16 protein-coding genes are annotated in these 23,190 nt (G+C 34.3%); 12 read left to right on the top strand and 4 right to left on the bottom strand.

Annotated features, from left to right (window positions below):
• Positions 1-8: 8 nt before the first annotated feature.
• The 9 genes from DB891_RS04615 to DB891_RS04575 all read left to right on the top strand — a co-directional run bounded on the left by DB891_RS04615 (position 9) and on the right by DB891_RS04575 (position 13,339).
• Complete coding sequence (locus tag DB891_RS04615) at positions 9-1,040, top strand: PorP/SprF family type IX secretion system membrane protein (RefSeq protein WP_116761062.1); 1,032 nt, start codon at positions 9-11, stop codon at positions 1,038-1,040.
• Between the two features lie 387 nt (positions 1,041-1,427).
• Positions 1,428-2,996 (top strand): type I restriction-modification system subunit M, encoded by a 1,569-nt coding sequence (locus DB891_RS04610; RefSeq protein WP_116761060.1) that lies wholly within the window; start codon positions 1,428-1,430, stop codon positions 2,994-2,996.
• Positions 2,980-4,233, top strand: coding sequence for a restriction endonuclease subunit S (locus tag DB891_RS04605; protein WP_116761302.1), 1,254 nt, complete (start codon positions 2,980-2,982; stop codon positions 4,231-4,233). Before DB891_RS04610 ends, DB891_RS04605 begins: the two co-directional genes overlap by 17 nt.
• A 4-nt stretch (positions 4,234-4,237) precedes the next feature.
• Complete coding sequence (locus DB891_RS04600; protein WP_116761058.1) at positions 4,238-5,188, top strand: hypothetical protein; 951 nt, start codon at positions 4,238-4,240, stop codon at positions 5,186-5,188.
• On the top strand, positions 5,185-5,694 hold the full coding sequence (locus DB891_RS04595; RefSeq protein ID WP_116761056.1) for a hypothetical protein: 510 nt from the start codon (positions 5,185-5,187) through the stop codon (positions 5,692-5,694). Before DB891_RS04600 ends, DB891_RS04595 begins: the two co-directional genes overlap by 4 nt.
• 191 nt (positions 5,695-5,885) lie before the next feature.
• Positions 5,886-7,706 carry an ATP-dependent nuclease gene (locus DB891_RS04590; RefSeq protein ID WP_116761054.1) on the top strand — a complete coding sequence of 607 codons (1,821 nt, stop codon included), beginning with the start codon at positions 5,886-5,888 and terminating at the stop codon, positions 7,704-7,706.
• 13 nt (positions 7,707-7,719) lie between these two features.
• Entirely contained in the window at positions 7,720-9,249 is a 1,530-nt protein-coding gene (locus DB891_RS04585; RefSeq protein WP_116761052.1) for an ATP-binding protein, read from the top strand.
• Positions 9,246-12,437, top strand: coding sequence for a type I restriction endonuclease subunit R (locus tag DB891_RS04580; RefSeq protein ID WP_116761300.1), 3,192 nt, complete (start codon positions 9,246-9,248; stop codon positions 12,435-12,437). Before DB891_RS04585 ends, DB891_RS04580 begins: the two co-directional genes overlap by 4 nt.
• 2 nt (positions 12,438-12,439) lie before the next feature.
• Positions 12,440-13,339, top strand: a complete 900-nt coding sequence (locus DB891_RS04575; protein WP_116761050.1) for a helix-turn-helix transcriptional regulator — start codon at positions 12,440-12,442, stop codon at positions 13,337-13,339.
• A 17-nt stretch (positions 13,340-13,356) separates the two neighbouring features.
• Here the strand turns inward: DB891_RS04575 and mobC are convergent, their stop codons facing one another.
• From mobC to DB891_RS04560, 3 genes are read right to left on the bottom strand one after another with little or no spacing between them, the layout of a single operon-like run.
• Positions 13,357-15,339: a conjugal transfer protein MobC gene (gene mobC, locus DB891_RS04570; RefSeq protein ID WP_116761298.1), complete on the bottom strand. Its 1,983-nt coding sequence runs from the start codon at positions 15,337-15,339 to the stop codon at positions 13,357-13,359.
• A 17-nt stretch (positions 15,340-15,356) separates the two neighbouring features.
• A complete protein-coding gene (locus tag DB891_RS04565) occupies positions 15,357-16,667 on the bottom strand; it encodes a relaxase/mobilization nuclease domain-containing protein (RefSeq protein ID WP_116761049.1) in 1,311 nt (436 codons plus the stop codon).
• On the bottom strand, positions 16,652-17,044 hold the full coding sequence (locus tag DB891_RS04560; protein ID WP_116761047.1) for a plasmid mobilization protein: 393 nt from the start codon (positions 17,042-17,044) through the stop codon (positions 16,652-16,654). The genes DB891_RS04565 and DB891_RS04560 overlap by 16 nt, the downstream gene beginning before the upstream one ends.
• An 826-nt stretch (positions 17,045-17,870) precedes the next feature.
• On the opposite strand from DB891_RS04560, the gene DB891_RS04555 reads away from it, so the two are divergent.
• From DB891_RS04555 to DB891_RS04545, 3 genes are all read left to right on the top strand, one after another.
• Positions 17,871-18,161, top strand: coding sequence for a hypothetical protein (locus tag DB891_RS04555; protein WP_317045987.1), 291 nt, complete (start codon positions 17,871-17,873; stop codon positions 18,159-18,161).
• 377 nt (positions 18,162-18,538) lie between these two features.
• Positions 18,539-20,071 (top strand): MauE/DoxX family redox-associated membrane protein, encoded by a 1,533-nt coding sequence (locus tag DB891_RS04550; protein ID WP_116761045.1) that lies wholly within the window; start codon positions 18,539-18,541, stop codon positions 20,069-20,071.
• 90 nt (positions 20,072-20,161) lie between these two features.
• On the top strand, positions 20,162-20,431 hold the full coding sequence (locus DB891_RS04545) for a DUF6520 family protein (RefSeq protein WP_223256051.1): 270 nt from the start codon (positions 20,162-20,164) through the stop codon (positions 20,429-20,431).
• Between the two features lie 82 nt (positions 20,432-20,513).
• On the opposite strand, the gene DB891_RS04540 is transcribed toward DB891_RS04545, so the two are convergent.
• Positions 20,514-23,180, bottom strand: coding sequence for a S9 family peptidase (locus DB891_RS04540; protein WP_116761041.1), 2,667 nt, complete (start codon positions 23,178-23,180; stop codon positions 20,514-20,516).
• Between the last annotated feature and the right edge of the window lie 10 nt (positions 23,181-23,190).

The following is a 23,190-nucleotide window of genomic DNA, read 5'->3' as shown; positions in this document are numbered from 1 at the left end:
AAAAGAATATGAAATTAAAACTATTATTATTTATCCTACTGATTACTTTATCTGTAGAAGTCAGAGCACAAGATCCTATTTTTACTCAATATTTCTTTGTTCCGGAAACCATAAACCCCGCTTTTACTGGCACTCTTGCGGCTTGGTACGGAGGCCTGATACATCGATCCCAATGGCCGGATGGATTTGGAAGAATTGATACCGAGTTTGGTTTTATAAATGGTCCTATTGATGTGGATGGAAAAATGGGATTGGGCCTAACCATTTTAAATAACCGTGAAGAGTTTACTAATTACAATTACCTTCAATTTAACGGGACCTATGCCTATCGTATCGATCTTAGCGACGATTGGAAATTGCGACTTGGTGTAGAAACGGGATATGGGCATAAAAATTATAATTACAGCAACACTTTATTAGAAGATCAAATCGATGGTGGCACTGGAGCCATAATTGGCGGAAGTGTTGATCCTGGTTTTTTAAATTATAGTGATTCAATCGACTTTTTTGATATTTCTTCGGGTTTTTTGATTTATAATGAGGATGCTTGGTTCGGTATGGCGATAAAGCACTTAAATAGACCCGACATTGCTGTTATCGAATACAACGATGTAGCTCTAAATATGTTTTTTTCCTTTCATGGAGGATATGCCTTTACTACAGACAATTTGCTGTCTGGATTTGCTGATGAATCAAAATTTTTACTCACGGGAAATTATATGAGACAAGGGGTGTATAACCGATTGGATTTTGGCGGTGCTTTTGAATTTGACAAATTTACCCTTGGAGCCACCATGACTACCAATCCGGAAGGTAAAAGCAAAGATAGTAGCATTCTTACTTCCATAAATCTCTTAACCTCTATTCAGTTAGACCGCTTTGTTCTGGGGTATTCTTATGACATAAATACCACAGGAGTAGGAAACGCTCAAAACATACACGAATTTTCGCTTACATTCCAATTAGGGAGAATATGCAGAAACTGCTATTCGGATTTTGTTAAGCAACCATGGGGTAGAAATTATACGGAGCCAAATTAAAAAAAGCAATTTAGCTTAACGGTAAAAAAAAAGCTTCTCAGTTTGAGAAGCTTTTTTTGTACATACTCCCAATTCGCCCAAAAAATATGCTGCTGTGATCATTATAGGCATATTAATTGAGTTTTTAATTGATTTCTTATGATGTTAATTCGTTAATATTAAACATAAATTTCTATTATTTTATTTACAAATTAATAAACCTAATTTTAGCTTAAAAGGCACTGAAATTTATTTATATTTGACGTTAAATGACAAAACTAAAACAGAACTTTGTCAATAAGCGTCAAAACCTATTAATTTTTCAACTGCAACTAATGTAATACTTTTATGTAGTTAAATAGGATTTTGCGTTAGAAAACAATAATTTCAAAAAACATATTTATTTAAATGGCCAAACAAGCTAAACCCAAAAAAGAAAAAAGCATAGAAGAAACCCTTTGGGACTCCGCCAATAAACTGCGAGGAACCGTAGAATCATCAGAGTATAAGCACGTAGTATTGGGATTAATCTTCCTGAAGTTTGCCAGTGACAAATTTTCAGCACGCCGTAAGGAACTGATTGCTGAAGAGAAAGAAAAATACTTGGAGATGAAGGAGTTCTACAATATGTCGAACATTTTCTTTTTGCCGGAAGAGTCCCGTTGGTCTTTTATTATTGAAAACTCCAAGCAAAGTGATATTGCCTTGAGAATTGATACCGCTTTGCATACCATAGAAAAGAACAATCCTGCCTTGAAAGGAGCGTTGCCCGACAATTATTTCTCCCGCCTGAACATGGATGTGAGTAAGCTGGCGGCTTTGTTGGATACCATCAACAATATTGACACCATCAAGGATAAACAGACCGACATTGTGGGTCGTGTGTATGAATATTTTCTGAGCAAGTTTGCCTTGGCGGAAGGAAAAGGGAAAGGCGAATTCTACACCCCAAAAAGTATCGTAAACCTCATCGCTGAAATGATTGAGCCTTACAAAGGGGTTATCTATGACCCGGCTTGCGGTTCGGGCGGTATGTTTGTGCAATCCATTAAGTTTATAGAAAACCACCACGGAAACAAAAAGGAGATTTCCATTTACGGTCAGGAATATACGGCTACCACTTACAAATTGGCTAAAATGAACTTAGCCATTCGCGGTATAGCTGCCAACTTGGGCGATGTGGCCGCGGATACCTTTGGACGTGACCAACACCCCGATTTAAAAGCCGATTATATCATGGCCAATCCTCCGTTTAATCAAAAAGACTGGAGAGCCGCCGATGAATTGAAAGACGACCCACGTTGGAGAGGCTACGATGTGCCGCCAACGAGCAATGCCAATTATGCCTGGATTTTGAATATGGTGAGCAAGCTTTCCGAAAACGGCGTTGCCGGTTTTATCTTGGCCAATGGAGCACTTTCCGGAGGGGGAGAAGAATACAAAATCCGAAGAAAACTGATTGAAAACGATTTGGTAGAAGCTATTGTGATTTTACCACAAAATATGTTCTATACCACTAATATCAGTGTGACACTTTGGATTCTGAACAAAAACAAAAAAGCAAGAACAGTTCAGTTTCCTGATGAAACCCGAAACTACCGTGACCGACAAAATGAAATTCTTTTTATGGATTTGCGAGAAGTGGGGATTCCATTTGAGAAAAAGTTTATTCAGTTTTCAGAGAAAAATATTAAAGATGTAACCCAAGCTTACCATAATTGGCAAGCTAATTTAAGTCAATACAAAGATGTTCCTGAGTTTTGTTATTCGGCTTCATTTGAAGTGGTAGTTGCCAAAGATTTTTCATTAGTACCCAGTAAGTACATCACTTTTGTAAACCGTGATGAGAATATTGATTTTGATGATCAAATGAAGGCTTTACAAGTGGAATTCAGTGAATTATTGCAAGCCGAAGCGCAGTCCAAAAACGATTTACTAACCGTATTTAATGAATTGGGTTATGGGATCAAATTATAAACCTATTGGTGATTATATTCGATTGGTTGATGAAAGGAACAAAGGATTACAATTCACTAATCTTTTAGGGTTAAGTATTTCAAAAGAATTTATACCGTCTGTAGCTAATATTATTGGAACAGATATGGAGAATTACAAAATCATACGCAAAAGTCAATTTGCATGTAGTACCATGCAGGTAAGACGTGACAAAAAGATGCCTGTTGCTTTATATAGTAAAGAAGTGCCTTCTATCATATCACAAGCTTATCCAATTTTTGAAATTACTGATACTGAAGAACTACTTCCCGAATATTTGATGATGTGGTTTACTCGTTCTGAATTTGACCGAGAAGCTTGTTTTCATGCAGTTGGAGGAGTTCGAGGCAGTTTAGAATGGGAAGATTTTTGTGGTATGAAATTACCCATTCCTTCCATCAAAAAACAGCGGGAAATTGTTAGTGAATACAATGTCATCCAAAACCGCATTGTCTTAAATAACCAACTCATTACTAAACTCGAAGAAACCGCTCAAGCTATTTACAAACAGTGGTTTGTGGATTTTGAGTTTCCGGATGAAAATGGCAAGCCTTATAAAAGTAATGGTGGGGAGATGGTTTGGTGTGAGGAATTGGAGAAGGAGATTCCGGAGGGGTGGGAATTGAAATCGGTTAAAGATTTTTCATCAGAAATGAAAAGTGGAAGCACGCCACGTAGAGATGAAAATGAATATTGGAATTCCAAAGATTATCCATGGTTAAAAACAGGTGAGCTTAAAAATAGTGTAGTTATTGATGCGGAAGAATATATTTCCAAAAAAGGGCTTAAAGAAAGTTCAGCTAAATTATTACCTGTCAATTCTGTTTTGATTGCAATGTATGGAGAAGGTAAAACAAAAGGACAAGTTGGATATTTGAAAATTGAAGCTGCTACTAATCAGGCTTGTTGTGCAATTATTTGTGAAAATGAAATTGAAGCAACGTTTCTATATTATCATTTAAGAATAAATAGAGATGAAATTGTAAGTATTGCTATCGGGGGGGCTCAACCTAACTTGAGTAAAAATATAATTGAAGAATTGAGTTTGATTGAGCCTACTAAAGTAATAATTGAAAAGCACCCTTTTGTCGAAATTATGAAGCTCAAAGAAAGTTATACTTTTGAAATAAAATCACTGATGGATTTGCAGAATATAGTGCTTGCAAAAATGACCAAAGTTGAAACTGAAAAGACATTAGAAAAAATATTAGGAAAATAAACGTATGAGTACCAAAAACTGCAAAGTAGACGTAGTAAGCGTCAAAGTTCAGCAAAAAGATGATGCTGCATTAAAAATGAATTTTAAAGACATTTTAAAACATCCTGAAATTTTAGGACAAGAAAAACAAATAGGCAACAAAATTGTTCATTATTCCATATTGGAGGAAAATGAAAAATATATTATTGGTTTTATTAGAACGATTCTTGATAAGGATTTACCAGCAAAAATTGACAAAAAAACAAAAGCAATATCACAATTAGATGTAAAAGAAAATGAAGGATTGGCTTATGGAAATATATTCATGTATTCCATTGAATTAAATTGCCTCTTTTATGAAATTAATAAAAACAGTATTTATTTAAACGTTTTCAAAGAATTCCTTTATAGGTGTTATAAAGATTCTGAAGCCTTACAAAATACGGGCGGATTCTCTATCGATTTTGGTACAATCTATAGAAAAAAAGAATATGAAAGAGCAATAAAAATGCGTTCCTACAAGAGTTTTGTTTTGAAAGTTCATCAACCAGCAAAATTATTAGAAAAGATCAAGCAATTAAATAGTACGTTAGAAGACCAAATTGAGAATGATTTCTTACCTCAATTGACACAAGCATCTAAATTAAACAGCGACATTGCTGAAATAGTTTTTAATGTTTCATATCCCAAAAAAACAGGAGGATTATATCAAGATACGATTGTTCCAATGCTTGAAAGACTGAATAGATTTTTGGGATATGGCCAAATAAGAGAATATATTGATAAAGTTGAAGTTTGTGGTTATACCGATGATTCTGAAGCTAAAAAGCCAATTGATTTATTAGGAGATATTTATTTCGCAACTTTTAAAATTGCAATTCCAAGATTAGATTCGAATTTACTAAAACAGGAAAGAAAAGAAAATATAATAAAGATGTACAAAAAAGAATGTTTAATACTTAAGGAATATATATGATTTCTGCCGATAATCATAATGAAATAAGAAAAGGTAAAATCAAGAAAGGATTATATTCCTCAATAGATTATGTGATTTTTATGATTTCATTTTGGGCTTCATATTTATTAAGTTTTTCATACAACGATGACACATCATTATTTAATGACAAATTAATTGATGTATGTTCAATTTTTTTTGGCGTTTTTATCGGTTGTATGTATTTGTTTGAAAAGTTTAAAAACGACGAAACACATACGGAATTTATAAAATTCAGTAAAAAACTACTGTACTTGAACTTAATTATTATTACTTTTTCATTTGTAATAATTTTAGTCAATCCTATTTTACCCGATATTCGCAAACTGACATACATTCTTTTTTCTTATGTTTATTTAAATTTAGATTTTAAGCCAAAAGTGCTTATGTTTTCAAGCTATGTTGCACTTTTCACAGTTACCATTTATAATATTTTTCGCTTTATAAAAATTATTTTGATAATATTAAAATCAAAAGAAACACAATAGGAATTTGAAACATTATGTACAGGAATCAATACAAATGGAGAAAGATTTTTTTTGTAGAGGCGGAAGTTATAGATAAGTTTACAGATATTGATATTAGTTTGAGTATAATGAATGATTAAAAATGAATGTTGACTAATTAAAAAATTGTTGTTGTTAAGAATGATATAAGTTTAAACTGTAAAAGTTGAAATATGATAAAAAAAATAAGAATCCAAAATTTCAAAAGTATCATAGATACTACTATTGATTTTAATGACAATATATTTGTTTTGGCTGGTCAAAATGAAGCTGGCAAAAGCTCTATTTTGGAAGCCCTAAATGTATTTGAAGACGAGATAATTGATAAAGAAAATTTAAATTTTGAAGAAGAAAGTAAAGGTAATTTAAAACAATCTGTAGCAATAACTTATTCAGTTAAGGATAAAGCTTTTTATGAATATTTTGAAGAGTTATGTGCAAAGCTAGTTGAAGAAAGTATTAAAAAAACTATACCTAATTTTAAATTATTTAATATTGAAAAACTCTCGAAATTAAAAGAATTTACTTTAACAAGATTCATAAATTTTGAGAAGGATGATGTATCTAGTTTAGAATTAAATGAGCAAGCATTTGAAATTATAAAGGCTTCAATAAATGGATTACCTAATGAGAATGAAAATATTGTTACCACACTAGTAAAAATTATTAGACCTTTTATTGATGTAAAATCAAATAGAAATAATATTATTATTAATTTATGGAAATCATGTCCGGATATAATTCTTTTTGATGATGTAGCTGATTTATTACCGGATTATATTTACATAGCTGATTTAATAAATGGGGATAATAATGCAAAAGGATATAAGGCTGTAAAAAATATTGAAAAAATAATTGGTATCGATTTTATTTCATTATCCCAAAAAAGCACTACTCTTAAAAAGGGCAGTGTTGAATCTGCTCATAAAAGTATTACAGCTACTTTTCAAAATGATTGGAAACAAAAAATTGCAGGAAACAATCAAGTTGAAATTAATTTTGAATTAGGATTTGATAAAACAGGTAAGGAGATTATTACTTTTTATTTAAAATCTAAGGATGGAGTTTATTTAGAGCCTAGAAGAAGAAGTAAAGGATTGATTTGGTTTTTATCATTATGGTTAGAACTTAAAGCATCAGAATCATTAAATAAAATTATTTTTTTATTTGATGAGCCAGGATTAAATTTACATGTTAAGGCTAATAATGATATGTTGAGTGTATTCAAAAATTTAGCTAAAAATGGGCATCAAATAATTTATTCTACTCATTCTCCCTCATTGATAGAATTAGATAAACTACACAATATTGGTTTAGTGCTTAACACTGAAAAAAGAGGAACTGTTGTAGAAGGTTTAACATCATCACAGTTAGATACGACGTATAAAAAAGATGCTTTACAACCGATTTCTGAAGCAATGGGCCTCGAACCGTTTAAAGAGTTTTCAATACTTTCAAAAAAAAATATTATTGTTGAAGGGCTTTCTGATTTTTGGTATTATAAAGGGATGTCAAGAATTTTAGATAGAAAAAATGAATATAAGTTCGTTCCTGCTATCGGAGTTAAATCGTCTAAACTTTTTCCATTAATTTCATTTTGTATCGGATATGGTCTAGATTGGGTACTAATCATGGAAAATGGTGAAAATCCTCAAAACACAAAAAATGAACTTTTAGATAATGTGTTTTTAAATAATAATGAAGAAATGAATAAGAGGATTAAAATAATTAATTTTAAAGAAGTTGAAGATATGTTTACTATTTCTGAATTGAAATTATTAGACCCTAAAATAGATATAAATTCAAAAAAACAGCCTTCTGAAATAATTGGCAAACGTAAAATAATATTCGCTAGAAACTTTTTTGCTCAAATTGAAAATGGGAATATTACTAGAGATAATATAGATCCTGAAACAATTAAAAATTTTGAAGAGGTATTTGATTTTATTGATATAAGATTATTTTCAAAATTCGTAACTGCTGAAATTTTTTAAAAAGGATAATATAATGTCGAGCGAATCACAAAACATAGAATGGAAACGAAGTTGGCATGACGACTATCTGAAATGGGTATGCGGTTTTGCCAATGCGGTGGGTGGTACTATTTACATCGGCAAGGATGATGATGGTGTGTTAACACATTTGGAGAATCACAAATTCCTTATGGAAGCCCTTCCCAATAAAATCCGTGAAAACTTGGGTATTATCTGCGATGTCAATCTGCATGACGAAGCGGGTAAAAAATATATCGAAATCGGAGTAAATCCTTATTCGGTTCCTGTGTCGCTCCGGGGGCGTTACTATTATCGTTCCGGTAGTTCCAAAATGGAAATGACCGGAAACACCTTAAACGAGTTTTTACTCAAAAAAGCGGGTAAAACTTGGGATGATGTCATTGAGGAAGGTGCCAGTTTGGATGACATAGACGACAACAGTATAAAGAGATTTATCAAAGATGCCTTAAAGAGCGGACGTATGCCCAATGATATTGGAGAACTTTCTACCGTAGAACTTTTGGAGAAAATTCGTTTGCTCGATCACGGCAAACTCAAAAGAGCCGCCATCATCCTGTTCGGAAAAGATCCTAATCGTTTTTATCCCAACATCAAAGTAAAAATAGGTCGTTTTGGTGTCAACGATGCCGACCTGCGTTTTCAGGAAGTCGAAGAAGGCAATATTATGGAATTGCTGAAAACGGTTCCCAATCAGTTAAACTACAAATTTTTCACCAAACCCATTGACTTCGAAGGGTTGCTACGCATAGAAAAAGACGAGTACCCTGTGGCTGCCATACGCGAGATGCTGCTGAATGCTTTGGTACATCGTTCCTATATGGGTTCGATGATTCAAATGCGTGTGTATGATAATAAATTAACTATTTGGAACGAAGGTTTACTACCCGAAGGCATGGAGCTGGAAAGTTTGAAACGCCACCATATTTCACGTCCCAGAAATCCTTTGATAGCCGATGTTTGTTTTAAAGCGGGTTATATTGATTCTTGGGGTCGTGGCACTTTAAAAATTTATGAAGCCTGTAAAGAGATGGGCTTGCCGGAACCGGAAATTATTTCGATGGATGGAGGGATACTGGTTACTGTTTACAAAGATTTAAATAATCAAGTCACCCCGCAAGAAGGTGGTCAAGAAGGTGATCAAGCAGGTGGTCCAATGGAAGATTTAACAAAGTATATAGAACAACTTCAAAAGGAGTTCGGGTTATTATCTGATAGAATTATTCTCGGGAAGGAAACAAACATTGCTTTTTTACGGGGTAATTACGGGGTAATTACGGGGTATTTACGGAAGAAATACGGAAGAAATACGGAAGAAATACGGAAGAAATACGGAAGAAATGCAATTGATATTCTTATGCTCTTCATGCTTGAGCCATCCATTAGGTCTAAAGATATTGCTGTTATTCTTGGTCTAGCGGCAAGTACAATAGAAAAAGTTATCGCTAAATTGAAGGATGATAAAGTGATTGAAAGAGAAGGTTCAACAAAAAGTGGGCATTGGAAAATAATAGAACAAAAATGAAATTCACCGAATCACAATTAGAAAAGGCATTTATATCATTACTGCAAGAAGAGAAAATGACTCACCTTGCAGGCGGGGAAGTGCGTAAAACAGAATTCAATGGTTTTGCAGAACCACCAACTGTTTATGGCCATGTCGTAAGTGAAAAAGTTCTGATTACAGAGGATTTAAAAAATTACCTACACAACCAATACAAGACAGAAAATATTACCGAAAACGAAATCGATTCCATCATAAGGGATTTAGATCGTTTGCCAGCTTCTGATTTATACGAGACCAACAAAACCATTATGAAAATGGTGAGTGATGGTTTTCTGTTGAAACGTGAAGACCGTAATCAGAAAGATGTTTATATTCAGTTGATTGATTATTCTGAGGAGGATAATAACACCTATAGAATTGTCAATCAATTGGCAATTAAAGGGTATGAAATGCGTATTCCGGACTTGATTTTATATATCAACGGATTGCCATTGGTTGTTTTTGAATTTAAAACGGCCATTCAGGAAAACACCACCATACACGATGCTTTTGTTCAATTGACCACAAGATACAAAAGAGACATTCCCGAACTCTTCAAATACAATGCGTTTTGTGTCATAAGCGATGGTGTCAATACCAAAGCCGGTTCTTTCTTTGCGCCTTATGAATTCTTTTATGCCTGGCGTAAAATTGAAGGCATGGTTAATGAAGTGGATGGCATTGATGCCATGTTTACGCTCATTCAGGGTATGTTCAACCGCAATAGGTTAAGAAACATTATTCAAAATTTCATTTATCTTCCGGACAGTTCCAAGAAAAATGAGAAAATTGTTTGTCGCTATCCTCAGTATTATGCAGCAATCAAACTATTTGAAAATATAAAAATACATCAACGTCCCGAAGGTGATGGAAAAGGCGGTACTTACTTTGGTACCACAGGTTGTGGCAAAAGTTACACGATGTTGTACTTGAGTCGTTTGCTGATGAGAAGCACTTATTTTGGAAGTCCTACCATTGTATTGATAACCGACAGAACTGATTTGGATGACCAATTGTCGGGACAATTTACCAATGCCAAAGGATTTATCGGTGATGAAATGATTATCAGTGTAGAAAGCAGAAGTCAATTAAGAGAACTATTGCAAGGCAGAAATAGTGGCGGAGTATTCCTGACGACCATTCATAAGTTTACGGAAGATACCCAATTATTGACCGACCGAAATAATGTAATCTGTATATCCGACGAGGCGCACCGCAGTCAGACCAATCTGGACCAGAAAATAAAAGTAACTGACAAGGGGGTTTCTAAAACTTTTGGCTTTGCTAAATATTTACACGATTCCCTGCCAAATGCTACTTATGTAGGTTTTACAGGAACTCCTATTGATGCGACGCTTGATGTTTTTGGTGATATAGTCGACACCTATGCGATGAAAGAATCTGTAATTGATGAAATTACGGTGCGGATTGTTTATGAAGGCCGCGCTGCCAAAGTTCTGCTCAATAACGGGAGGCTTCAGGAAATTGAAGAATACTATAACTTTTGTGCGGAAGAAGGTAGTAACGAGTACCAAGTAGACGAAAGTAAAAAAGCTATGGCACAAATGAACGCGATTATTGGTGACCCTACCCGATTGGAAACCGTAGCTAAAGATTTTGTCAAACATTATGAAAACCGAATAGCAGAAGGGGCTACGGTAAAAGGAAAAGCAATGTTTGTTTGCAGTACCCGTCCCATCGCCTACGAATTATATAAATACATTTTGGAACTCCGTCCGGAATGGGGCGAAGTAAAAACCACAGTAGACGGCATTGTACTTTCCGAAAAAGAACAAAAGGAAATCAAACCGATGGAACGTATCAAAATGGTGATGACCAGAGGTAAAGATGACTCGGAAGCATTATACAATCTGTTAGGAACCAAGGAAGACCGTAAGGAGTTAGACCGACAGTTTAAAAATGAAAAATCCAATTTTAAAATCGCCATTGTGGTCGATATGTGGCTAACCGGTTTCGACGTGCCTTTCTTGGATACGATGTATATTGACAAACCGATACAAAGACACAATCTTATCCAAACGATTTCAAGGGTTAACCGAAAATTTGAAGGTAAAGAAAAAGGCTTGGTAGTTGATTATATCGGAATCAAAAAACAAATGAATCTGGCTTTGGCGCAATACAGTAGTGCCGATACTCAAAACATTGAGGATATTGAACAATCCATAGTAGTCGTCAAAGACCAATTGGATTTACTGGGGAAACTGTTCCATAAATTCGATAAGTCAAAATATTTCAAGGGTTCACCCGTAGAACAATTACGGACCTTAAATCAGGCAGCAGAGTTTGTCCAACTCACACAAGAGCTGGAAAAAAGGTTTATGTACATAGTAAAACGATTAAAATCGGCTTACGATATTTGTTCCGGTAGTGGTGTGTTTGATGAAACCGAAAGAGACGAAATTCATTTCTATTTAGCCGTGCGCTCCATAGTGTTCAAACTCACCAAAGGAGTGGCGCCGGATACTGCCCAAATGAACAATAAAGTGCGCCAGATGCTACAGGAAGCCATTGAAAGCAATGGTGTGGAGGAAATTTTTAAATTGGGAGAAGAGAATCAAACCGAAGTAGATATTTTCTCAGAGGATTATATGGCAAAGATTGATAAAATCAAGCTCCCTAATACTAAAATCAAGCTTTTACAAAAGCTTTTGGCCAAAGCCATTGACGATGTAAAGAAAATTAATAAGATAACCGGAATTGATTTTTCTAAGCGTTTACAATTCATCGTTGATAAATACAACGAACGAAAAGAAAGTGATGTATTGCGAAGTGAAGTATTGGAAGATTTCACAGATGAAATTATTGAATTATACTATGCCTTAAAAAAAGAAAAAGATTCCTTTAAAGACCTCGGAATTGACTTTGAGGAAAAAGCTTTTTATGACATCCTGAAAGCCTTAGCCGTAAAATATGACTTCGAATATCCCGAAGATAAATTAATTCTTTTGGCACAAAAAGTAAAAGAAGTAGTTGATGACAAAGCAAAATATACAGACTGGAGTAAACGGGATGACATCAAAGCGGAATTAAAAGTAGGCTTAATTATACTTTTAGCTGAAAATGGTTACCCACCTGTAGATAGAGACGAAGTCTATAAAGAAATTTTTGAACAGGCGGAGAACTTTAAGAAATATCAAAATAGTTAAGAATGTCAGATCAAGCTAAATTTCAGAAAATGCTGGAAGTATTACTGCTATTGGATTGCCAATATGGTCGAACCATTGCAGAACTATCTGAGCGATTTGAAATATCACAGCGAACCGTTTATCGTTATCTTGATACTTTCAAACACGTGGGTTTTGTCATTGAAAATAGCAATGGTTATTTTAAGATTGACAAAGAAAATACTACTGTTCAAGAAATTAGTAGCTTATTGCATTTTTCTGAAGAAGAAGCCTTTATATTGAGTAAAGCTATTCATAGTATAGATGACAATGATGAATTAAAAATTAAATTAGTTAAGAAATTATATAGTCTATATGATTTCGACCGTGTTATCCATGCCATTGCAAAAAAGGAAGAGAGTGAGAATATTTATTCTTTACTACAAGCCATAAAACAACAAAAACAAGTTGTGTTACAATCGTATAAGTCTGGTAATAGTAAAAACATTAGAGACAGAATTGTAGAGCCAATTGATTTTACAATTAATTATACAGGGGTCTGGTGTTACGATGTTGAAGATGGTGTCAATAAAGTTTTTAAGACTTCGAGAATTAAACAAGTCATTTTACTTGAATCTTCCTGGAAGTTCAAACCTAAACACAAAAAAGGAATCATTGACATTTTTAGAATGCAAAGTTTTGATCCTGTGCATGTTAGTTTGGAACTTTCGTTACTAGCCTATAATTTGATTATTGAAGAATATCCATTGTCTGAAAAGTACATTACTAAGATAACTGATAATTTATATCGTTTAGAGTGTGAAGTTGGTAACTTTTTAGGTGTTGGTCGTTTTATCCTAGGACTTCTTGGAGAAGTCAAAATTATTGAGCCAAAAACATTGAAAGATTATGTTCAAGAGCGACTGAATACATACAAAGGATGATATAATTATTATCAAGCTTATTTCTTCACCACCAAATAAGCCATCCCAGGATCATTTAATAACCGCTCCATCTCAGAATGAATTATATCCTGAATATCTTGTTTTATCTGCAGATAATTCCGTTGCACCATAGAATTGTCAAGCTTGCGAATTACAGCTATATCTTTATAATTATCTTGTTCTTTTTTGAGTGCTTCATGGTCATTTAATATTTCGCAATGAAATGTTTTTAATTCAATTTTACAATCAGGATCATCGGCAACCATACCTACAAATTCGCCTGAACTCAAGGATGAAATCTTGGAAGGAGGCACAGCAGATTCCAATTGTTTGGAACGACTGATCGAAGTGTCTCCGCTATTAATAGAAAGACTTTCTCTGTCCTGCATAATTTTACCAAATCGCTCGGAAAGTTGCTTTGCAGTATCCCCAGTAACCTGACCGCTGACTATATTTCCGGTAATGTTCATAATCACGTCTGCCTGTTCACGTCCGTAATCCTTGCGCAGCTGACTGAAGTCTTGAATTCCTAGACAAGTTGCTACTTTGTTACTTCGTGCAGTAGCAATTAAGCTATCCATATTGTTGAGGTAGATTGTCGGAAATTCATCAAATATCAGGCTGCTTTTTTGCTTGCCTTTTTGGTTGACCTGCTTTACTAAGCGGTTTACATATAAGGATAATACAGCACCATATATTTGTATTTTTTGCGGGTTGTTGCCCATGCAAACAATCTTGGGTTCTTCGGGGTTATTGATGTCCAATGTAAAATCATTACCTGATAAAACATAATACAATTGAGGAGAGGAGAGTCTAGCCATTGCAATTTTTGCAGAGGCTATCTGACCTTCTAATTGTTCCATTACATCGTTGAGGTAGGCATTGACAAAAGGATTAATCAATACCTCAATTTCCTTTTCGGTTCGCAGTAAGGTAAAGAGACTATCGTAGTCAGCTTGCATAAGTTCAATAACATGGGGTAGCGTACAAAATTCGCCATCTTTATACTTTTTCAAGTACCATATTATAGCAGAGAGAAAATTAATTGGAGATTCCACAAAGAAGTCGCCTTGGCGTTTGATCCATTCTCGATTTAATCCTAACAAAATAGTTCGAGCAGATTCGGATGCATCTGTAATATCCGTCATGGCTGAGGGTTCTAACGGATTGCACCGATGTGTTCGGGTTAGGTCATCAAAATTAATAACATAAAACTGTGGCACCTTCGGGTACAAATGTTTGTATTTGAGCCACGTATTATAGGCAATTTTAGATAGGTCATCAAACTTAAAATCATAGACAAACATCGTAAACCCTTTACGGATGTGTTGTGTAATCACGTGTCTGATTACGAAGTATGATTTACCTGAACCTGGAGTGCCTAGAACCATCAATGCCCGAAAGGGATTAATGATGTTTATCCAGCTATTGCGAATCTTGTCTTTCAAGTAATAACGGGCAGGTAGATTAATGGAAAATTCATTTTCCAATAGCCTTTCTTCCTGCGGAAAAGTTTCGTTTTCTTTATTGAAAATATCCTTGTGGTTGAGTCGGTTTTTTATAATACGGGATAGTAGAGTACCTCCTGAAAGCATTAGAAGATAGCCAACAGAAGTGATAGCCATATAGGTAATTGCTGTCTGTACAACTTCAATCTTTAAATATAATGAAAGACAGCTAATAAAATAAATCAGTATGCCTGTAATAATATAGGCAAAGGCTGTTTTGTAATTCAGTTTTTCATCTTTACGCCCTTTTGCACCAATTAAGGAAATCACTAAAAATCCCAACGCAAAGAGTTTGGATTTATGAAAGTTGCTAAACAATCCTGTATTGTGGATATTGCCTAAAATAGTATCGCTGAATCCGCTAACAAAATGCCACTCCCGAAAAGCCGCATAGCAGTAATAATAAAAGTGAATTCCTAAAACAACGATACTGATGAGCCTTGTCATGTCGAGTATTTTCCTCAATGCTTGTTCGTTTTCTCCAGTCTGCATAGCCATAATTTTAGTTTTTATTGATTATCAGATTGTCCTTTTCTTTTTTTCTTTTTCCGTTTTTTCTTAAGCTGGTTCGGAATGTAATTCACAGCCTGTTCGGATTGGGTAAGTATTTCCAATACTTTTCCAATCGAAGTATCTGATTCAAAAGGTTTGTTCTTTTGTGACTCTTCACCAAACGAAGCTTTATCGCTTATTTGATTTGGGGTTTTAGATATAGAGTCTATTGATTTCTCAATAGTTGAACCCGTCATTTTTTGTTCTGGCACTGTGATTAATCCGCAACGCTTCTGTATTGCTTTGGCACTGTATTGTTTACCCAACGTGCTACCGTTAAAAACACATTTTGTAGTATGGTCAACATAGGTAATTCCATAGAGCATCCCTTCTTCACTTTTTCGAAAAATAGTGTTAATCCCTTCCTTTTTTAGTGTTTTCACCAATTCTGCAAGCGATATTTTCTTTCCTAAAAATGCAAGATCAACAGCATTTTTGACCCTGTTCTTGTGCGAGTCCTGACTGGTCTTATTTGAAGTAAACTTTTCCTTTAAAAATTTCAAGGTAGGTTTGTTGTAAAAATCGCTGGCTTTGATTGGAACTCCAATAGGCTTACCACCTTCATCCAATATTCGGTACACCAATCCTTTTGCTTTAAATATCCTTGAATTTTCACTGCCACGGTCAGCAAGAACATTGTACTGTTGCAATACTGCGTTTAGTTCTGCAAGGCTTGCGTATTTATAAGAAGAGAGCACTCCGTTAAGCACATTTGCAATTGCTTTTTTAGACTGAATTTTTCCGTATTGAACCTTTCCCGTAGCAATGGGTAGAAGTTCAGTATTCAGTTTATTTTTTCGTCCTTCTGCCACTACGAGCCCGAAGGATTTTTCGATTTCCTTTCGTGCCACTTCAGATTGGTTACGACCGATATTCTGCATGTCGATTCGGCTTCCGTCCGCTCTTACTTTTATGGTAACTAAATGAATGTGTGGATGTCCTGAGTCATGATGCTGATATACCAAATAAGGTTGTTCTCCAAAGCCTATTTTTCTCATATAAATATCGGCTATGTCCATCAGTTTCTCTTTCGAATGATTTTCTGACGGATCAAAGTTCAATGAGATATGTACGCTATTTCGTTTTACATTATCATTCAATTCCAACTGTTTCAGAAACCTGTTCAGTTTCATGGTACCGTTCATCTTATCTACATCAATTGGATAATTTCCTTCACCGATACACTCTGCCACACCCTGTTTTACCTTGTTCTCATTATAGTTAAAAATATTGTGTATCGAATGTCCTGTCTTTATGATTGCAACCATTTTTCAGCCATTTTTTGGATATATTTTTTGATCTCTTCAACCTTATTAAAGAGGATTTTTTTCTCCAGTTCATAGCTGATAATCCAGTTTTTAAATTCAGGAATTTGCTGAAGGGTATGCAGCTTTTTGACAGCTTGATTGAAGTTGTTTCCTATGGCATTCAATTCACCTCGCAACCGTATAATCTCCGACATAAATTCGTCAAGGGATTGGTTGCGGTAATTAGTTGTTACCGGTTTTTCCAAAAGATTTTTTCGGGCATATTCGCTTAATTTCCGGCAGGTTGACTTACTAAATTTTTTGAATATTTTTTGATATTCGTCAGGCTTCAAACGTAAATGAAGCCATTTTGTGCGGTTGTTGTTTTGCTCTTCCATCATCTGTCATTTTCATGTTTTTCAACTCTTTTTCATTTTTCAGTGTCACTGCCCACGAGTCCCGAGTGACCAGGCAGCCAGAATCGGTTGTGATACAACCGGACATCTGGCCGATTGCAGGAACGTTGCAATCTTCCTGCTACTTTAAACGCCTATTAGACTTTTCAGTATTTCTGAAATGTTCCAAAAATCAATTTTTCATTTATATAATCTTCTAATAGTGTTATTTTGAAGATTAGATGTAAATACTATTTTAGTCAGTTAGAGTCTTAATGATTTTGAAAATATATTCTATCTCTGTTTCAATAATCAAGGAAAGTGCACACTGTGTACAATTTAGCACCATTGTAATTGGACAGTAATAAAACCAATTAACCCACACAATTTCCACCAAAGGAAGTGCTCTTTCCAAACAATAAATCAATTTTAAAACAACAAAGTCCTGACTTTTTAGGAAGGTTTTTGTTGTTCGTTTTAAAAGGTGATGGTTGTCATTAAAATACTTAAATGAAATCACCTTTTCAGAGTTTCTTAATTTACTCTAAATGATCTTTGATAAACCGCTTCTTTTGAAATATGATTATCAAATTTTATACTCTTGAAAATCGTTTTTAAAACCAATATTACTAGATACATTTTATATCAAATTCGAAGCACATTATTCTAACCCTGTCTATCTAAAATCCTAACGTTCATCATTTATATCAGATACGAAGTTAAGCAAGCGGGATGGATTCTACCTATCATAGGTAAATTTTACCTATCAAAATTCATAAACGGCTTTATACCTTTATAGAATAAATTATTAATTAAAAACGTGAAGATTATGACAACAAATGATGTGGCCAAGGTTTTTGATACTGTACTTAGTATCCCTGGAATGAATGACGTAGTGAAGATTGATTTGAAAATTTCACGAAAAAATGTGCTGTTATTGAACCACGTAATTGAACGTGGATTAGCAGCTAAAGACGATGATAAGCCATCGATTCTCATGACAAGTGTTCCGGAAGAAAATCTCCAGGAATTAAAACTGTTTGGAGATGAATGTTTACAAAAAGCCGGACTTATAGAACTCAGTGAGAAACTGAAGACATTGAGCGAAACGGGGAAGTAATAACAAATTATAAAAGGAGAAAATAGCTGGGTGCCAAATAAACAAATATTGTTTATTTGGCACTTTTTTATTAGTCAATTTTATTTCAGCGATGCTTTTTTAAAAACTTTAACTAAAACAGCGGATTTCGATAAATTTATGTCGTATTTCGGTAACACGTTATAAAACAAGACGTTGTAATTTCGTTCCAGTTTCAATTCCAAATAATTAAATCATTAATAATTTTTTTTTATTTAATGGAATTTGAATACGAGACTAAAATTTATTGCCCCAAATGCAGTAATAAAAATGAATAACAGTGTATAAAATTTTTAATACCAATTATATGCTATTGGGCATTTCATAATTGCATCAATTTAAACTAAACCTACGATAATATGAAATCGAATGTAATTATTAAGAGTATAATTCTGGACACAATTTGCCTGTTGTATGTCCTGTTATTTGTCTACGCAGCGGTAAGTAAATTTCTTGATTTTGAAAATTTTCAGGTACAGCTTGGACAATCGCCTTTGTTGAGCGCTTTTGCTGAATGGGTTTCTTGGGCAGTTCCCATAATTGAATTAAGTATAGTATTGTTACTTATTATTCGCAAATGGCGCAATTTTGGTCTTATAGCAGCTTTGTTCTTAATGTCAATGTTTACCAGTTACATTTTTATCATTTTGAATTACAGCTCTTTTGTTCCTTGTTCCTGTGGTGGAATATTGGAAAAAATGGGTTGGAATGCCCATTTGATTTTTAATATCGTATTTATAGTATTGGCTGTTTTGGCATTAGCATTGGAGGGCAAATCCAATAACAATAATAGCATAGCGAAAAAGCGGTTGACATTCTTCAAAAGTAGTGCTATCTCAATTCTATCTGGTGGTGCTATAATGGCGATTTTATTTCTGTCGTCCGAAGAGATTATTCATCATGAAAATCCATTTATCAGGCGTTATCCTCAGCACCCTATAATGCTCACTCATACAACTGATTTAAAATTCAATTCCTATTATTTCGCAGGGTATGTTGATAATAGAATGTATCTAGGCAATTATACCGATCCGTTGCATGTGTTATCAGTAGATACGAATTTACGACATCGACAAGTTTTAAAAATATCATTTGATTCAAAAAACATTCCCTTTAAAATGGTTAAGATAGTAGTAAGAAAACCTTATGTCTATTTAATGGATGGTAGAGTCCCTGCCATTTTTATGGGAAAGACAACCGATTGGAAAATTACGAAAGAATTGAAAGGAAGTCCTTATTTTACTTTGGCGGAACCTGTTGATAGCACTAGAATATTATTCAGGTCTAACAACGGTAAAAATTTAGCACACGTAATAGGTGTTTTTACCTCAGATAGTGTTTCAAAAATTAAGTATAATACTGATCTTTTACAACAGCAGCTTGATGGTGTTTTTGATACAGATGGGATGTTGTTGTATGGAGATAAATTACAAAAAATGGTATATCTATACTATTATCGCAATGAGTTTATAGTAGCGGATAAATACTCAGGTCTTGTTCGAAGAGGACATACAATAGATACTATTACAAAAGCAAAAATCAAGGTTTCCTATCTTAAAAACGGGACTGAGCGAAAAATGACTGCTCCGCCACAAACAGTAAATGCACATGCAACCATTTCTGGGGGTCTTCTTTTTGTTCATTCCAAAATAAAAGGGCGATACGAGGATGATAAATTATGGGATCAAGCTTCTATAATTGATGTGTATGATTTACAAAAGAAAACCTATCTATTGAGTTTTCCGATCTATGGAATTGAGGATAAAAAGCTTCAATCTTTTTTTGTCACCACTACACATTTGTATGCATTGATAGGTAATCAATTGGTGGTTTATGAACTGAAATCCATTCTTAAAAAAGAAATAAACATGTTGGAATCGACAGCGTTCTGACAAGTAAAGATATACTAGCGCTAGTATCAGGAAAAAGATCGAACACCTGTAGAAAAAAGTAGGTCAAAGTTTAATTTAATACTTATTATTATGAAAACGTTATTTTTAAAAAAGATGATGCCCTTCGCAGTTGTCGTGATGGGAATTTCGGGAGCCTTTTTGACCACTTCCATGCAAAGTGATTCAAAGAGCAATGCACCTAAATTAGGATATACTCTTAATGGGCAAGGTGCTTGTAATGTTCAAGTAAATTGCAGCGATATCCCTAACCAGGTATGTCGTCTTAATGGAGCAACAGGGCCGCAGGCCTTTGCTAAAAATGCTCAAGGCAATTGCAATGAAATTGTGTATCGTCCTTAAATTTGTAATTTAAGGATTTACCAAAAAGAGCAATGCAGTTTCAAATTTGGAACTGCATTGCTTATTGCTATTATTACACTATTTAATTCAGCTGTTTACTAATCCATGCAGTTGGTAATTCGTCTTTGAGGTAGAATCCAAACCATTGTTGGACACGATCCATAAGATCTTTTTGATTGGTTGGATTAAGGATACTGTGTCCTTCTTTGGGATACAGTAACATTGTATTTTTTTTACCTAATCGGCGAAGAGCTAGATAGTATTCTATACTTTGATGCCAATCGACTTGTTGATCTTCTTTTCCTGTCCACAAAAGTAGCGGTGTTGTGACATTATCAGCAGAAGTGATTGGGGAATTACGTTGATACCCTAGAGGATCTTCAAAAGGAGTATTTACCATTTTCCATTGTTCACTTTGAAAGCGCCACATATCGGGTCTTCCGGTATTCCATCCAACAGTGAAATAAAAGCTATTTAAATCGGTAACAGAAGCACCGGCAACTGCCGTTGCAAACAATTCAGTTTGAGTAATAATAAAAGCAGTTTCATATCCCCCAAAGGAATGACCTATAAGACCAATTTTATTTGAGTTTACAAGTCCGAGGTCAATAATTCTTCTTGTTCCTGCCACTACACAATCAGTTGCTGAAATGCCAGGATTGCCGTTCTCATGAATGATATCGGGTAAGAAAACAAAATATCCCTTACTAGTAAAAATTGTTGAGCTAAAACCAATTTCATTGTAATATGTGGGGTTAATATATCTATGCAGTTCTTTGGATTGTAATTCGTAAACATGGACAATCATAGGATATTTTTTTTTAGGATCATAATTGGCTGGATAAAACAGAACGCCTTTTAAATCTTGTCTTTTCGAATTTTGAAATTCGATTAATTCCGATGTTCCCCAATTGTAATTATAATGTTGTGGATTGCTTTGAAAAAAGAGCTTCGCTTCACAGGAATCTTCTTTAGATACAAGTCTTGGAGGAAGACCAAATTCTTGCTCTCTGTAGAAAAAATTTCGCTTTTTTGAATTATACGAGAATTCATCTGTATACCGGTCTCCAAAGACAATAGGCTTTACATCTGAATCACTTTTCCATTTAAAGTATCCCGTTTTTCCATCTTCTGCTTCAGCTCTCAAAAATAGTTCCTTTTCTAAATCGACAGTATTACTTTGGAGGCCATCATAAATCAAATTTGCAGTGTTTTTATTGGGGAGATCAGCGATACGATAACTGATTTTTGATTCCCGTCCATGAGTCAACCTTCGAAAGGAACTGCCATCAGCTTTAATAGCCCATAAATCATATTGATCATAAACTATTATTTCTTTATCATCAAGATTCCATCCAGGATTCCCATATGGAGACTCAGCCACAAGTTTATATACTTTTCCCATGAACTTGCCTCCGATTTTTGCAGTGATATTTTTATGAGTTCTATCAATACTATTATATATCCACCAATTGTTTTCTTTAAAGTAAGCAATGTATTTTCCTGTTGGAGAAGCAATACTATTTGTTAGGTTACCAGAATGGTTTTTTAAAAGAATGCTCTTTTCGAAAGTTTTAAGATTCATAATATAAAAATCCCTGTTCCCCTGATATTCAAATTGAGGCTCATACTCTTTTGGATTAGATAAAATGGCATATTCTTGGTTACCAGAGAGCATCACATTAGGCAGTTGAGTTGTTGTAATCGGTTTAGACAGATTTGACAAGGGTAGCCATAAAGCCAATTTTGCATACTCTCGAAACTGCCCTTGTTTTTGTTTTTGAGGATAAATCCATTTATCATTTGCATTCCAAACTTCTACATTTGAATCTTCTTTATTTTGTGGAAGATTTGGTTTGTTTTTAAAAGCAAAAAACACTTTTTGTACATCATCTGAGATTAGTAATTCAAAATTTTGATCTAAGGCTATATAAGCATTGTTTGGAAAATTGGGATGAGTTAAAGAATTTAGTTTATACAATTTGTCATTCGCTAGAGTATAGTAGAAAAGTGTCTTATCTGAAAGGTTTTCAGATTGCCCTAAGAAAGCCAGAGACTTTCCGTCTTTTTGCCATGTAAAACCATCAAACTTATCTTCACCACCCTTCAAAAGCGACTTTTCACTATTTGCCTGTTTAAGATCTATAAGTAGTAACGCATATTTATTATTTGAAAAAGTGCTGTACACCAGTTCTTGTTCATTAGGGCTTAACGTAAAATAGGTCACATCTTGAACTTCTTTTACAATTTTTCCAAGAGGAGTTCGAATTAGTAATTCATCTTTGTCTCTTTCGGAATGAAAATTAATAATCAAATGATCTGTGAATTGCGAATACGCATATTGGCTAACCAATTTTATGATTTCTTGTTTTCCTGTTTTTAGATTTAGTATATGTAAGTCTTGTTTAGTCAAGCAAACAAATGTGTTGTTTTTAGTAAAGATTGAATTGTCTCCGGAAGGGTAGCTGTATATTTTATTAGAGATTGTGTTTCGGACAAAAAGGGTGTCTATGCCATTGTCATAGCTCATTCTATAACTGGCCCACTGCTGATCAGGCGCTATTTTATCTAAATTTAACTCTCCCCATAAATGGTAGTCAGATGGGGTTAATTCTTTTTTTCGCATCACCTGTCCCCACAAGGGACAGGCTACTAATGGCAAAATAAAAAATAAAAATAAAATTATGATTGGACATAAAGCTTTGAAATTCTTGCTGGAATTTTTGGTTGTAGTATCGTTTTTTAACATGATTACTTTG

It is taken from the genome of Flavobacterium laiguense, from assembly GCF_003097655.1.
GTDB lineage: Bacteria > Bacteroidota > Bacteroidia > Flavobacteriales > Flavobacteriaceae > Flavobacterium > Flavobacterium laiguense.
This window is presented reverse-complemented; position numbering and strand designations above follow the sequence as displayed.